We start from the raw sequence: 14,332 nt of genomic DNA, 5'->3' as shown, positions 1-14,332 counted from the left end.
ATGAGTAAGTTAAAAGGACGCCCACTTAATGCTGAAGAAGCAGATGAATTACTAAAAAATTGGGCAACGCCTGATTTAGCCCCTGATGAGAAAAGTTTTGGCAACCGCTCTACTGCATTTGGCACGCCACTTTCTGATTTATATAAAAAAGAAATGGCAGAAGGAATGCCAATGGATGATGAGGTAGAAGAGCCTGAATTACCTTCACTTACTATGGTTGAGCTTGAACGCATTAGGCAAGATGCTTATGAAGAAGGGCTTAAACAAGGGCATGAGCAAGGTTATATTGATGGCTTTGATAAGGGTGTAACCGAGGGTAAAGAAGCTGGTTACAAAGAAGGAATCGAAATTGGTAAAACTCAGGGTCATGAAGATGTAAAACCGTTAATTGAAGAGCAGTTAACCGCCTTACGTACTATTTTAGATAGCTTAACTAATCCGCTTAATGAAGTGGATGACCAAGCTGAAAAGCAATTAGTGCAATTAGCGGTAATGCTGGCTGAAGCAATAATTTATCAAGAAGTAAAAACGTCCCCTGATATTATTTTGCACACACTTAAACACAGTATTGATTCACTTAATGCTGATGAAGAGAAAGTGCGAATACATCTACACCCCGAAGATGTCGATCTTATTAAAGCCAGTTATGGTGAGCAAATGATTACTGATAATAATTGGCAATTAATAGCAGAACCAACACTTGAGCGTGGTGGTTGTGAAGTTAAAACAGCTCAATCATCACTCGATATGACATTAAAAACGCGTGTCAAAGAAACGTTGGATAGTTTTTTGCATAATAGTGGTATCTAACTACTTTTTTGGCGTGTTATGCCTACTCAAGATGCTTCTTTAAGCGAACGCTTATCTCAATATCAACAACATGTTAAAGCTCCTACACCCGCTGTAGCGGGTATTTTAACACGAGTTGTAGGCCTTACTCTTGAANGGCTTGCGCGCACCTGTTGGTAGCCAATGTAAAATAGAGACCATGAATGGCTTTGTTGATGCAGAAATAGTTGGCTTTAACGATCAAACTCTTTATTTAATGCCTAACGATCATATTTCGGGAGTATTACCTGGCGCACGTGTGATCCCACAAGTAAACAACCTAGGCTTACCTGTAGGCATGAGTTTATTAGGGCGTGTTGTTGATGGCTTAGGTCGTCCGCTCGATGGACTTGGCAAAATAAACGCAGAACACTATTTAAAATTTGCACAAAATACTATAAATCCACTTTCTAGACGACCAATAAGTAAGCCTATGGATGTAGGTGTACGCGCAATTAATTCAGTCATTACAGTAGGACAAGGTCAGCGAATGGGCTTATTTGCGGGCTCTGGTGTAGGTAAGTCGGTACTACTTGGCATGATGACGCGCGGTAGTGAAGCCGACGTTATTGTAGTTGGGCTTGTAGGCGAGCGTGGTCGAGAAGTAAAAGAATTTATTGAAGAAATACTAGGTGTAGAAGGTCGTAAACGCTCTGTTGTTGTTGCAGCTCCTGCTGATTCATCTCCACTTATGCGTTTAAAAGGTTGTGAAAGTGCAGTGACGATTGCAGAGTACTTTCGTGATCAAGGTTTAAATGTACTTTTACTTTTAGACTCCGTTACTCGCTACGCCATGGCTCAGCGTGAAATTGCACTTGCTGTAGGTGAGCCACCAGCAACAAAAGGTTATCCGCCTTCGGTGTTTGCTAAATTACCTGCGCTGGTGGAGCGTGCTGGTAATGGTGGTGAAGGTCAAGGCTCAATTACTGCCTTTTTTACAGTTTTAAGTGAGGGTGATGACATGCAAGATCCTATTGCCGATGCAGCGCGAGCGATATTAGATGGACATATTGTACTTTCGCGGGATTTAGCTGATAGCGGTCATTATCCTGCCATAGATATCGAAAAATCAATTTCGCGTGTAATGCCTCAAGTAGTTTCTGAATCGCACATGCAGCAAGCTCGGGTTCTTAAACAAGTGTATTCAATGTATCAACAAAACAAAGATATGATTACGCTAGGTGCCTATCAAAAAGGTACTGACCAGATGCTTGATCAAGCAATTAATATGATGCCAAGAGTAAACGCATTTTTGCAACAAGGTATGCGTGATGTAATTAGTTATGATGATGGCTTGAAAGGTCTTGCTCAGTTATTAGGACAAGCATAATGGCTAAAAATAAACTCGATTTATTACTAAAAATTGAAAATGAGAAAGAAGAAAATTTGCGAATGAGTTACTTGCAAGCAAACCAAAATTTGCAAGCTAACCAACAAAAGCTACAAGGTTTGAATAACTTTAGACTGGAGTATACACAGCAATTGCATGTAAAAGGTCAGTCGGGTTTATCAAGTGCAGGGTTTAGTCAGTACCATGCTTTTATAGCAAAAATAGAAGAAGCAATTCGCCAACAAGCAGGAACTGTAAGTACAGCAAAGCAGGTGGTAATTCAACGTAAAGCTATATGGCTAAAGCAACAAATTAAAGCCAAAGCAGTTGCAAAACTAATCGAAAAGCAAAAATTAAAAGCGGATGTTTTAGTCGCTAAAAATGAGCAAAAAATGTTGGATGAATTTTCATCAAATCAATTTTTTCAACGTCGTAAAAGCTTGTAAATTAGGCACGTTAATTGCTTTACTGAACAGTGTATTTAATTTTTTGGTGATGTGCGGTGGTGCATTGCCGCCTATTAATGGGTGATTTATGGCGATGAATGACATCTCAACTGTAATAAGGTCTGAAAAAGACACTTACTTAGCTATTAAAGACAATGGTTTAAGTGAAAGTAGTGAAAGTACGGGCGTTGAATTTTTAAGCCAATTATATAATGCCCACAATTCATCTGAGCCAAAAACGAAGGAGCTTGATAGCTCTACGCATAAAGAACCTGAGGAAAGTGATACGTCAGATGGAAAAAAAACTGATAATGATTCACTTTTATCCGGCGATAATATGCTGGCACAAATTAATTCAGCTCAGGCTATAGACACCTCGATTAAAAAGCATGTTGGTGAAAGTACACAACCAATAAGTACGGGTTTAAATAAAGCAAATATAGTAACTAATGACGCTGAGCTTGACGTTTTGGCTCAAGGAGATAGCAAGGTAGTTACTGAACAATCTGAATTAGCAAAAACAGATAGCTCCAAAACCACGGCTATCGAATCATTACTCAATAAAGATGCTAGCTTAATTAAATCAGACAAAACACTCGCAAGCTTGACTCCTGAGCAGCGTGAGCAATTAAACACACAAATTCAAGCGATGGATAAACCACAAAGTAACGACAACGTAACTGCACTCAAGCAGATGCTCGCACAATATATTACTGAGAATGAGCAGTCATCAACAGCGGTATCAAAACAAAGCGTTAGTTCAGAAGTGGATGCATTAACAACAACTGAAAAACAAGCATTACTTTCTCAATTAAACAGCTATATGAAAAATGCAGAGCCAAAAGGTGAGCAATTAGTATCTCTTAAAGAAACTATAAGTGATTTAAAAGCCTCTATTGATAAGTCAAAAACAATTAATGAAGTACAAAAGCAAGACTCAAAATTAGATGGTAATGAATCAAATAAATTGATGAGTAATTTATCTAAAGACGAGGGGCTAGAAAAACAGTTTGATACTCTTCAAAAAGAAAGTACTCGTAGCAATAGCGCTGATCAGCCTACAAATAAAGTGACCAAATTGCTAGCACAAATAACGGGTGGTTTTAGTACGTCACAAGCAAATACCCTAAGTGATAACAATATACTTAGCTATGAAGAGTCCGTTATAGATATGCAAGCATTGCAATCTCAAGCTCTACAAAGTACAGCTCAAGTTAAACAAGTTAGTATTGACCCTGGTGTGATGGAAGCTATAAATATAATTAAAAGCGACGCAGCTAAACTGCTTCAAGAGCGTGTTAGTTCAATGCTCAGCATTAATAATAAAGAAGCTGAAATACGACTTGACCCACCAGAAATGGGGAGCATGCAAATACGGATCAGAAGTGATGCAGAACAAGCTCAAATAAACTTTGTGGTACAAAATCAACAAGCAAAAGAAGCGCTAGAGCAATCGCTTCCGCGTTTACGTGAAATGCTTGCGCAGCAAGGTATAGATTTAGGCGAGAGTACAATCTCTTACGGAGGTTCAGGAAGTGAAGGATCAGAGCATAATGAAGGTGATTCGAAAAGTGCTTTTGCTAATAAAAATGCAGTTATTGATGAAAATAATGATACAAAGGGTGGCGAACTACAAGGTTCTCACCAACAAACTTCATCATCAATAGATTACTATGCCTAAGTACTGCTATTATAATAACTAAAACAAGTAAGTACCTTTAAGAATAAAGGAAATACAATGGCTGAAGACACTAGTTTAGAAATTGAAGAAACAGGTAAAAGTAAAAAGAAATTAATAATTATTATTGTCGCTGTTTTACTTGTTGTAGGTGGCGCTGCAGGTTATTTTTTAATGTCGGGCTCTGACGCTCCTGCTGAAACACTTGATGAAGAGACTACAGTGTCTGAAGAAACCTCAACAGCTGTGGAATCTGGTTCGTCTGCCGAGATGGGCAGCGCGCTTTATGTCGCGATGCCAAGACCTTTTGTTTTTAATGTTCCCGGCTCAAGCCGTGATAGAATTGTACAAATTAAAGTTCAGTTATTAGTACGTGGTGATATTAATGAAGAAACAGCAAAGAAACATATTCCACTTATTGAAGGTAAGTTATTAAGCGTCTTTTCGACTACAACAGCAGATGAATTAGGAACCAGTGCCGGTAAAGAAACTCTTCGTTTTACTGCACTTGAAAAAGTACAAGCTGCATTAATGGATGTAGAAGGCAGTAAAGTAATAGAGCGGGTGCTATTTACCGGCTTTGTGATGCAATAAGGGGTTAGCGTGAGCGATTTATTATCCCAAGAAGAAATTGATGCGCTATTACATGGTGTTGATGATGTCGAAGAGGAAGATACACACGATGGTGAAGATGGCGGGAAGAGTACGCTTCAGTACGATTTTTCCTCGCAGGATCGAATTGTGCGTGGTCGCATGCCGACACTGGAAATTGTTAATGAACGTTTTGCCCGCCACATGCGAATTAGCCTATTTAATATGATGCGTCGCACCGCTGAAGTGTCTATTAACGGCGTTCAGATGATTAAGTTTGGTGAATACGTTCATACTTTATTTGTGCCTACTAGCTTAAATATGGTGCGCTTTAGACCATTAAAAGGCACTGGGCTTATCACCATGGAAGCACGACTTGTGTTTATTTTGGTTGATAACTTTTTTGGTGGTGATGGTCGCTATCATGCAAAAATTGAAGGGCGCGAATTTACACCTACAGAACGCCGAATAGTGCAAATGCTACTTAAAATAATCTTTGAAGATTATAAAGAAGCGTGGGCACCCGTTATGGATGTGTCTTTTGAGTATCTTGATTCAGAAGTAAACCCAGCTATGGCTAATATTGTTAGCCCTACTGAGGTTGTTGTTATTAGTTCTTTCCATATTGAGCTTGATGGTGGTGGTGGCGATTTTCATATTGCTTTGCCTTATTCTATGCTTGAGCCAATTAGAGAGTTGTTAGATGCGGGTGTTCAGTCTGATACTGAAGATACCGATTTACGCTGGAGCAAAGCGCTTCGCGATGAAATAATGGATGTAGAGGTTGAGATGTCGACTCAATTACTTGAAGTTGATTTAACCCTAAAACAAATTATGGAACTTAAAGCAGGTGATATTATTCCAGTGGAAATGCCTGAACACATAACCGTATTTGTTGAAGAGTTACCTACATTCAGGGCTAAAATGGGACGCTCTCGCGACAATGTTGCCCTACAAATTAGTGAAAAAATTAAACGTCCTGATTCAGTTAAGTCTGAGCTGCATGTATTTACTAAAGGCGGCAAGAAAATTGATTCAGATGCAGAATTAGCAGAACTAGAAGATGATTTACACCTCTCTGACGGTGTAGACTTAGACTGGTAATTGATTAAAAGGTTAAATGTATGAGCGATGATCAAGATACGATGGACGAGTGGGCAGCAGCATTAGCAGAAGCCGAAAGTCCAGAAAACGGTGCTGAGGCACATGTTGCTGAATTAGACGAGTTAAGTGATTCAAAACACGAAATCAGTGGTGATGAAAAACGTAAACTGGATACTATTTTAGATATCCCCGTTACTATTTCGATGGAAGTGGGGCGCTCTAAAATTAATATTCGTAATTTATTACAGCTAAATCAGGGGTCAGTTGTTGAACTTGACCGTGTGGCGGGTGAGCCGCTAGATGTACTTGTTAATGGTACTTTGATTGCTCATGGAGAAGTCGTTGTAGTTAATGATAAGTTTGGTATTCGTTTAACTGACGTAATTAGCCAAGTAGAGCGGATCAAAAAGCTACGATGAATGCATTTATTGCTTTAACGAGTTCCGTTTTTTCAAAAGCAGACGTAGCAACGCCAACAGGAGACATACTCTCTATGGTGTTGTCACTTGTTATGGTGTTAGTACTCATTGTGGTACTTGCTTTTTTTGTTAAAAAGCTTAATCCAAATTTAGCAAATAGTGATGAATTTAAAGTTGTGCGTAGTTTGCCGTTAGGTTCACGCGAACGTTTATTGGTTGTTGAAATAGATAACGCACAGCATTTATTAGGGGTAACCCCTCATAGCATTAACTATTTACATAAATTAGAAACTCCATTAAGCGAAAAAGAACTACCTGAGCTGGCAAAACGCTTTAGTAAACTCTTAAATCCACAAACAAACCAAAATAAAAAGAAATGATATTATGACAAAGTGGCTGCTTATTATTTTAGTTATTGTGTTTGCACCCAACGTAAGTGCCGAAGGTATTGATGCACTGACTATTACAACAAACGCTGATGGCACGCAAGATTACTCGGTAACATTACAAGTTTTAGCTATTATGACGGCGCTGAGCTTTATACCCGCCGCTATAATTATGATGACCTCGTTTACACGTATTATTGTTGTGCTTGCTATTTTACGCCAAGCAATTGGTTTGCAATCAACTCCTTCCAATCAAGTGTTATTAGGTATGTCGCTTTTTTTAAGCATTTTTATAATGTCGCCTATTTATCAACAAGTTAATGAGCGCGCGATAGAGCCATATTTAAACGAGCAAGTAACATCGGTACAAGCGCTTGAGCTTGCTAAAGAACCTATGAAAACGTTTATGTTGTCGCAGGTTCGAATCAAAGACTTAGAAACATTTGCTAAAATAGCCGGTTACGATCAGTTAGATTCGCCCGAGGATACACCTTTAATCGTGTTGATCCCTGCATTTGTAACCAGCGAATTACAAACAGCTTTCATTATTGGCTTTATGTTTTTTATCCCGTTTTTAATCGTTGATTTAGTCGTTGCCTCCGTTTTAATGGCAATGGGTATGATGATGCTTTCCCCAATGATTGTATCTCTCCCATTTAAAATTATGCTATTTGTACTTGTTGATGGTTGGAGCTTAGTTATGGGGACTTTAGCTAAAAGCTTTGGTTTAGGAACATGATGATGCTTAATAAAAAGCAAATGCCTAACTAGGAGTACAGAATGGAACCAGAAATTTTTGTTGATATTCTTAGTGACGCTCTATTTTTAATTATTAAGTTGGTTTCTGCTATTGTAGTGCCTGGCTTAATTATTGGCTTAGTGGTTGCTGTNAAGCCGCAACCTCTATCAATGAACAAACATTAAGTTTTTTACCTCGTCTATTAATTACAATTAGCGCCTTAATTGTTGGTGGGCATTGGATTACGCAAGAATTGATGGACTATTTTACTCGCTTAGTTTTACTTATTCCTGAAATTGCAGGCTAAATGTGGAGTATCCATTTTCAGTTGTAATTCAATGGTTGAGCGATTTTTTACTGCCTCTAATACGTATCAGCTCAATGATCATGATTATGGCGGGTTTGGGTGCTAAAAATGTACCTGCACGAATAAAAATGGGTTTGTCTGTTGTTGTAACCTTTGTTGTTGTGCCTGTCCTACCACCATCTACTTTTACTAACTTGTTTTCGTTTGAAATGATTTTAGTTGTCATACAACAAATGCTGATAGGGACTGCTATTGGCTTCGCTTCTATCCTTTTATTAAATACCTTTGTATTAGCCGGGCAAATACTAGCAATGCAAACCGGTTTAGGTTTTGCTTCTGTTATTGATCCCTCAAATGGTGCAAGTGTTCCTGCTGTTGGACAATTTTTTCTTATTTTAGCGACACTTTTATTTTTTGTATTTAATGGTCATTTAATGATGATTCAAATGGTTGTGCATAGCTTTGATGTATTGCCAATTGATGGTAATTGGTGGTCTGTAGATCATTACTGGGACATAGTGACATGGGGCAGCTGGATGTTTACTACGGCGCTTGTGCTTTCACTTGCGCCTCTTACCGCTATGCTTGTTATAAATATGTCGTTTGGCATTATGACGCGTGCAGCACCGCAGCTAAATGTTTTTTCTATTGGCTTTCCACTTACTTTGGTTGCTGGGCTTATTATTATTTGGGCTACGCTGGGCAACTTTGTATCTCAATTTGAGTTTCAGTGGTTAAAAATGATTGAGTTAATGTGTAGCTTAGTTGGTTGTTCGCCTTAGGAGAGAGTAATGTCTGAAGATTCAGGACAAGAAAAAACAGAAGAACCCACATCCAAAAAAATCGAAGAATCCAAAAAGAAAGGTCAAATAGCCCGTTCAAAAGAACTTGGAACTATGTTTGTTCTTATTTTTTCTGCAATTTCATTATTAATGTACGGCCCTGAAATAGGCAAAGCTTTATACAATATTATGGGCAGGACGCTCAGCCTTAACCGAAGTGAAACTTACGATACAACAAAAATGTTTGCTGTATGGGGAGAGGTTTCAGATGCTTTAATGTTTCCGATGGCTATGTTTGTATTAATAATTGTTTTTGCAGCATTTATTGGTAATACGCTATTAGGTGGCTTTAATTTTAGTTGGGAAGCCGCTGCGCCAAAAGCGAGTAAAATGTCACCAATGAAAGGTTTTAAACGCATGTTTGGCCCACAAGCGGCTATTGAGCTTGTAAAGTCACTTTTAAAGTTTGGTTTGGTTGCTAGTTTTGCTGTTTTTTTAATTAATACTTATTTTGATGAGATACTTCATTTAAGTGTAGAAAGCGCACCGGGTAATATTATTCATGCCTTAGAGATTTTAGGATGGATGTTTTTAGGGCTCTCTTGCACGTTAATTGTTATTGCTGCTATTGATGCACCATTTCAAAGCTATAACCATAACAAACAACTTAAAATGACGTTGCAAGAAATTAAAGATGAGTATAAAAATTCAGAGGGTGATCCTCAAATAAAAGCTCGAATAAGGCAAACGCAAAGGCAAATGTCGCAAAAGCGTATGATGCAAGATGTACCAGATGCCGATGTTATTGTTACTAACCCAACGCATTACTCAGTGGCATTAAAATACGATACAGAGCGAGCAGGTGCCCCTATTGTGCTTGCCAAAGGCGCAGACGAAATGGCGATGCAGATACGTAAAGTCGCTATTGGTAATGAAGTCCCTATAGTTGAATCACCTATGCTTACTCGGGCACTTTATCATACGGCAGAAGTGGGCGATCAAATTCCAGATCAGCTTTTTACCGCAGTTGCTCAAGTTTTAGCTTATGTCTTTCAGCTTAAGCGCTTTAATAAGGGGCGCGGAAAGCGTCCAACTAAGCTTAAGAGCAAGCTTCCTATACCCGATGCTTATAAGTATTAACATCTTAATACAGCTAATTTATTAACTTGGAATAGTTATTGCTAATTCTACGTAGTGTCAATTTTTTGAAATTGTAGAATTATGAGTTTTAAAGCTGTATTACAACAACTTAACAGAGATAAAAAAGAATATGCTAAAGGGGTCGGTACACCTTTACTTGTTCTTGCTGCCTTGGGGATGGTTATTTTACCATTACCTCCTTTCTTACTTGATATCCTTTTCTCGTTCAATATAGCTTTAGCCCTAGTGGTTCTTTTGGTTACCGTATATACCATGAAGCCTGTCGAATTTGGTATGTTTCCGGCTGTGCTGTTGATTGCAACGATTATGCGCTTAGCCCTTAATGTGGCCAGTACACGTGTTGTGTTACTTGAAGGTCATAATGGTGGTGATGCCGCTGGTAAAGTAATTGAAGCCTTTGGCTCAGTTGTTATAGGCGGTAACTACGCAGTTGGTTTGGTTGTATTCTTAATTTTAATCATTATTAATTTTGTGGTAATTACGAAAGGTGCAGGGCGTATTTCAGAAGTATCTGCACGTTTTACCCTTGATGCAATGCCTGGTAAACAAATGGCAATTGATGCTGATTTAAATGCCGGTTTTATTAGTGCTGAGCAAGCACGTGACCGACGCGAAGAAGTAACGCGCGAAGCCGATTTTTACGGCTCAATGGATGGTGCGAGTAAATTTGTAAAAGGTGATGCTATTGCTGGCATCATTATTTTGATTATTAATATAGTCGGTGGTTTATTTGTTGGGATGATTCAACATAATTTAAGCTTTGGTCATGCGATGGAAGTTTATACATTACTTACTATTGGTGATGGGTTAGTAGCTCAACTTCCTTCTTTACTACTTTCAATTGGTACTGCGATTGTTGTAACGCGCCAAAATGAATCACTCAATATGGGTGATCAATTTAAGAAACAACTTGGTAACGAAAAATCATTATTTATTGCATCAGGTATTTTAATAATAATGGGTTTGGTCCCTGGCATGCCACATTTTGCTTTTTTAAGCTTAGGTGCACTTTTAGGGTATTTAGCTTATTACACGCAACAAGTTAAAATTAAAGCCGCTGCTGCAGAAGCAGAAGAGGCTGCTAATGGAGGACCTGTAGGAACAGGCGTTGCAAATAAACAAGAGCAAAAAGAGCTTGGCTGGGATGATGTTCAACAGGTTGATGTAATTGGCTTAGAAGTAGGTTACAGATTAATTCCGTTGGTAGATCAATCTCAAGGTGGAGAGCTATTAAACCGTATTAAAGGCGTTCGTAAAAAGCTTTCTCAAGAATTAGGCTTTTTAGTACCGCCGGTTCATATTCGCGATAATTTAGAGTTAGACCCTAATGCATACAGAATAACGCTAATGGGTGTTTCAACTGGTGAAGGGGAGCTAAAACACGGTGATGAGCTGGCTATTAACCCGGGGCAAGTTTTTGGTCCTATAAAAGGGGTTGAAACAAAAGACCCCGCATTTGGACTAGATGCAGTGTGGATTAAGCCAGATCAAAAAGATGAGGCGCAATCTTTAGGGTATACCGTAGTTGATTCAGCGACCGTTGTTGCTACGCATATTAGTCAGTTATTAACAAACAGTGCTGCGTTATTACTTGGTCATGAAGAAGTTCAAAACTTACTTGATATGCTAGCCAAAAGTCATCCTCGTTTAGTGGAAGGGCTAGTGCCAGATGTGCTTCCTTTAACTGCAATTGTAAAGGTATTACAGAATTTATTAAACGAAGGTGTTGCAATACGCGACATGCGCTCAATAGTACAAACCCTTGTAGAGTACGGTCCTCGAAGCCAAGACCCTGATGTATTAACTGCTGCGGTACGTATTTCATTGCGCAGATTAATAGTTCAAGACGCTGTTGGTATGTCTTCAGAAATCCCTGTCATAACCTTGGCACCTGAGTTGGAACAGATGTTGCATCAGTCATTACAGAATGCAGGTGACGAAGGTGCCGGAATAGAGCCAGGTCTTGCAGAGCGACTTCAAATATCATTAAGTGAAGCGCATCAAAATCAAGAAATGGCTGGTGAACCTTCGATATTGCTGACATCAGGAATGTTACGCACTGTGTTATCTCGTTTTGTTAAGTACACCATTCCAGGATTGCGAGTGATGTCTTACCAAGAGGTACCAGACGAAAGACAGATTAAGATTGTTAGCTCGGTAGGCCAACAATAAGATTTCAACAGGGGTTAAATAATGAAAATTAAACGTTTTTTTGCTAAAGATATGCGCACTGCACTTAAAGAAGTTAAAGATGAGTTAGGTGTTGATGCGGTTATTATGTCAAACAAAAAGCTTGCCAACGGTGTTGAGATTGTTGCAGCTGTTGACTATGAAAAAGCAGCCCCTAAAGCAGTAGCCCAACCACAAAATGCACCGCCAGAGCGTGCCAATCGTATGGCGCAATCACAAAGTATGCATAACTTTGTGAAACCAGAGCCTCAACGTTCAAAGCCTGTACAACAAGCAAAAGTTGCTGATAGCCTAGAGGCTTTATTAGAGCGTCAATCACCACGCCCTCGCTCTCCTGAACTTGCATCTATGTTTTCACAGTCAGGAATCGATACTACCGAAAATTATCAAGAGCCTGCAGTAAAACAACGCCCTACAAATAATATGTTTGCACGTGAAAACTCTGCACCAGCAAGACCACATACTCAAGCCGATAGTTTAGGTTTTGACGATTTAGACCGTGATTTTGATGATTTAGAGAGCCCTGTTACTGCACGCCAAACAGTTAAAAATAATGAAAGTGAAGAAATGACTTCAATGCGTGAAGAGATGAATGCAATACGTCAATTATTAGAACACCAAGTATCAGGATTAATGCAGCAAGATATGGCACGCCGCGACCCAACTCGTGCATGTATGATTGACCGCTTAGTTGGTATGGGAATAGATAAAGAAGTTGCAGAGCAAATGGCATGCTTTGTTCCTGATGATGTTTCTCGTCAGCAAGGCTGGAAAGCTTTATTGACTATGGTCGAAGACCAAATGCAAACAACCAATAATGAAATACTACGCCAAGGCGGTGTTTACGCATTAGTAGGACCAACAGGAGTTGGTAAAACAACAACTGTAGCTAAATTAGCAGCCTTAGGAGCACAAAAATACGGTGCCGATAAAGTTGCGTTAATTACCACCGATACATACAGAATTGGTGCATATGAACAGCTTGCAACTTATGGTCGAATCATTGGTTGTGGTGTAAAGCAGGTTAAAGATGCTAATGAATTAGCTGAAGTTTTATATCATTTACGAGATAAGCGTCTAGTATTAATAGATACAGCGGGTATGAGCCAACGAGACTTACGTTTGACAGAGCAGTTAAATACGCTAATGCGTAATCAGCGTGTTGATATTCGTAGCTATCTTGTACTAAGTGCAACAGCACAAATAAACGTATTGCAAGAAACAGTAAGGCATTTTAAAAAAGTACAGTTAAGTGGTTGTATTTTTACTAAATTAGACGAATCTTTAAGTTTAGGTGAGATTATTAGTATTGCGATTCAAAACCGCCTCCCAATAGGGTATCTTACTAATGGTCAACGAGTTCCTGAAGACATTCGTGTTGCAAATGCCGAAAAACTAGTAAAAAAAGCTGAGCAATTGTATTTAAAAAGAATAAAAGCACAACATTCAAGACACCAATCAGTGGCGTCGAGCACAGTAGGGATGTATGATTAACACAGTATTAGATCAAGCAAGCGGCCTGCGCAAAATGAGTCAAAACAATAACAACGGCGTAAAAGTTATCGCTGTGACCGGTGGTAAAGGTGGTGTAGGTAAAACAAATGTTTCCCTTAACACCGCAATAGCACTTGGTCAGCAAGGAAATCGAGTATTAGTACTTGATGCCGACTTAGGTTTAGCAAACTGTGATGTGATGCTTGGACTGCGTGTTGAACGTAATTTATCGCACGTATTATCTGGCGAATGTGAACTCGATGAGATTTTAGTTGAAGGTCCAGGCGGAATTAAAATAGTACCAGCAACATCAGGCTCTCAAAGTATGGTTGAGTTATCACCATCAGAGCATGCTGGCCTTATTCGTGCTTTTAGCGAATTAAATACCGAATTTGATATATTAATTGTAGACACTGCCGCCGGCATTTCAGATATGGTGCTAAGCTTTTCACGTGCAGCACAAGATGTAATGGTTGTCGTTTGTGATGAACCAACATCGATAACAGATGCATACGCACTTATTAAAGTTTTAAGTCGTGAGCATGGTGTATATAAATTTAAGATTGTTGCGAATATGGTTCGCAGCATGCGCGAAGGTCACGAACTATTCGCAAAACTTTCCAAAGTAACCGATCGCTTTTTAGATGTGTCTATGGAGCTGGTGGCTATTGTTCCTTATGACGAAAATATGCGTAAAGCAACGCGTCGTCAAAAAGTCATTGTAGAATTATTTCCAAATTCACCTGCGGCATTAGCTTTTAAAGCACTCGCGACGAAAGCTGTAAAATGGCCTATACCTAATCAACCCTCTGGGCATTTAGAGTTTTTTATTGAGAAGCTGGTTAACGGCTAACTATGACAATATTGGTAAATAGAG

Annotated in this window: 13 protein-coding genes and 2 pseudogenes; all 15 read left to right on the top strand. The window is 39.1% G+C overall.

Annotated features, from left to right (window positions below; translation table 11 throughout):
• The gene (gene fliH, locus L647_RS0107165) at positions 1-810 is read left to right on the top strand and encodes a flagellar assembly protein FliH (RefSeq protein WP_024610561.1); all 810 of its coding nucleotides are present in this window, start codon (positions 1-3) and stop codon (positions 808-810) included.
• Positions 811-828: 18 nt separating this feature from the next.
• A pseudogene (fliI, locus tag L647_RS01000000123810) lies at positions 829-2,158 on the top strand (flagellar protein export ATPase FliI).
• Complete coding sequence (fliJ, locus tag L647_RS0107155) at positions 2,158-2,604, top strand: flagellar export protein FliJ (RefSeq protein WP_024610560.1); 447 nt, start codon at positions 2,158-2,160, stop codon at positions 2,602-2,604. The pseudogene fliI and the gene fliJ overlap by 1 nt, the downstream one beginning before the upstream one ends.
• Before the next feature lie 88 nt (positions 2,605-2,692).
• A complete protein-coding gene (locus L647_RS0107150) occupies positions 2,693-4,285 on the top strand; it encodes a flagellar hook-length control protein FliK (protein ID WP_024610559.1) in 1,593 nt (530 codons plus the stop codon).
• Positions 4,286-4,342: 57 nt separating this feature from the next.
• Positions 4,343-4,876 carry a flagellar basal body-associated protein FliL gene (fliL, locus tag L647_RS0107145; protein WP_024610558.1) on the top strand — a complete coding sequence of 178 codons (534 nt, stop codon included), beginning with the start codon at positions 4,343-4,345 and terminating at the stop codon, positions 4,874-4,876.
• 9 nt (positions 4,877-4,885) lie between these two features.
• Complete coding sequence (gene fliM, locus L647_RS0107140; RefSeq protein ID WP_024610557.1) at positions 4,886-5,977, top strand: flagellar motor switch protein FliM; 1,092 nt, start codon at positions 4,886-4,888, stop codon at positions 5,975-5,977.
• A gap of 20 nt (positions 5,978-5,997) precedes the next feature.
• Positions 5,998-6,396, top strand: coding sequence for a flagellar motor switch protein FliN (gene fliN, locus L647_RS0107135; protein ID WP_024610556.1), 399 nt, complete (start codon positions 5,998-6,000; stop codon positions 6,394-6,396).
• The gene (gene fliO, locus L647_RS0107130; protein WP_024610555.1) at positions 6,393-6,776 is read left to right on the top strand and encodes a flagellar biosynthetic protein FliO; all 384 of its coding nucleotides are present in this window, start codon (positions 6,393-6,395) and stop codon (positions 6,774-6,776) included. Before fliN ends, fliO begins: the two co-directional genes overlap by 4 nt.
• A gap of 4 nt (positions 6,777-6,780) precedes the next feature.
• Positions 6,781-7,521: a flagellar type III secretion system pore protein FliP gene (gene fliP, locus L647_RS0107125; protein WP_024610554.1), complete on the top strand. Its 741-nt coding sequence runs from the start codon at positions 6,781-6,783 to the stop codon at positions 7,519-7,521.
• Positions 7,522-7,562: 41 nt separating this feature from the next.
• Positions 7,563-7,828, top strand: a pseudogene (locus L647_RS01000000123805) (flagellar biosynthetic protein FliQ).
• A gap of 2 nt (positions 7,829-7,830) precedes the next feature.
• Entirely contained in the window at positions 7,831-8,610 is a 780-nt protein-coding gene (gene fliR / locus L647_RS0107115; protein ID WP_024610553.1) for a flagellar biosynthetic protein FliR, read from the top strand.
• 9 nt (positions 8,611-8,619) lie between these two features.
• Complete coding sequence (gene flhB, locus L647_RS0107110; protein ID WP_024610552.1) at positions 8,620-9,750, top strand: flagellar biosynthesis protein FlhB; 1,131 nt, start codon at positions 8,620-8,622, stop codon at positions 9,748-9,750.
• Between the two features lie 81 nt (positions 9,751-9,831).
• On the top strand, positions 9,832-11,943 hold the full coding sequence (gene flhA / locus L647_RS0107105; RefSeq protein ID WP_024610551.1) for a flagellar biosynthesis protein FlhA: 2,112 nt from the start codon (positions 9,832-9,834) through the stop codon (positions 11,941-11,943).
• Between the two features lie 21 nt (positions 11,944-11,964).
• Positions 11,965-13,455, top strand: coding sequence for a flagellar biosynthesis protein FlhF (gene flhF / locus L647_RS0107100; protein WP_024610550.1), 1,491 nt, complete (start codon positions 11,965-11,967; stop codon positions 13,453-13,455).
• Positions 13,448-14,308, top strand: coding sequence for a MinD/ParA family protein (locus L647_RS0107095; RefSeq protein WP_024610549.1), 861 nt, complete (start codon positions 13,448-13,450; stop codon positions 14,306-14,308). The genes flhF and L647_RS0107095 overlap by 8 nt, the downstream gene beginning before the upstream one ends.
• Positions 14,309-14,332: the final 24 nt, after the last annotated feature.

The organism is Pseudoalteromonas sp. TB64, assembly GCF_000498095.1.
GTDB lineage: Bacteria > Pseudomonadota > Gammaproteobacteria > Enterobacterales > Alteromonadaceae > Pseudoalteromonas.
This window is presented reverse-complemented; position numbering and strand designations above follow the sequence as displayed.

Bases quoted from the DNA above. Each gene is read 5' to 3' on its own strand.
- fliH (WP_024610561.1), top strand. From the start codon at position 1: ATGAGTAAGTTAAAAGGACGCCCACTTAATGCTGAAGAAGCAGATGAA.
- fliJ (WP_024610560.1), top strand. From the start codon at position 2,158: ATGGCTAAAAATAAACTCGATTTATTACTAAAAATTGAAAATGAGAAA.
- L647_RS0107150 (WP_024610559.1), top strand. From the start codon at position 2,693: ATGGCGATGAATGACATCTCAACTGTAATAAGGTCTGAAAAAGACACT.
- fliL (WP_024610558.1), top strand. From the start codon at position 4,343: ATGGCTGAAGACACTAGTTTAGAAATTGAAGAAACAGGTAAAAGTAAA.
- fliN (WP_024610556.1), top strand. From the start codon at position 5,998: ATGAGCGATGATCAAGATACGATGGACGAGTGGGCAGCAGCATTAGCA.
- fliO (WP_024610555.1), top strand. From the start codon at position 6,393: ATGAATGCATTTATTGCTTTAACGAGTTCCGTTTTTTCAAAAGCAGAC.
- fliP (WP_024610554.1), top strand. From the start codon at position 6,781: ATGACAAAGTGGCTGCTTATTATTTTAGTTATTGTGTTTGCACCCAAC.
- flhB (WP_024610552.1), top strand. From the start codon at position 8,620: ATGTCTGAAGATTCAGGACAAGAAAAAACAGAAGAACCCACATCCAAA.
- flhA (WP_024610551.1), top strand. From the start codon at position 9,832: ATGAGTTTTAAAGCTGTATTACAACAACTTAACAGAGATAAAAAAGAA.
- flhF (WP_024610550.1), top strand. From the start codon at position 11,965: ATGAAAATTAAACGTTTTTTTGCTAAAGATATGCGCACTGCACTTAAA.
- L647_RS0107095 (WP_024610549.1), top strand. From the start codon at position 13,448: ATGATTAACACAGTATTAGATCAAGCAAGCGGCCTGCGCAAAATGAGT.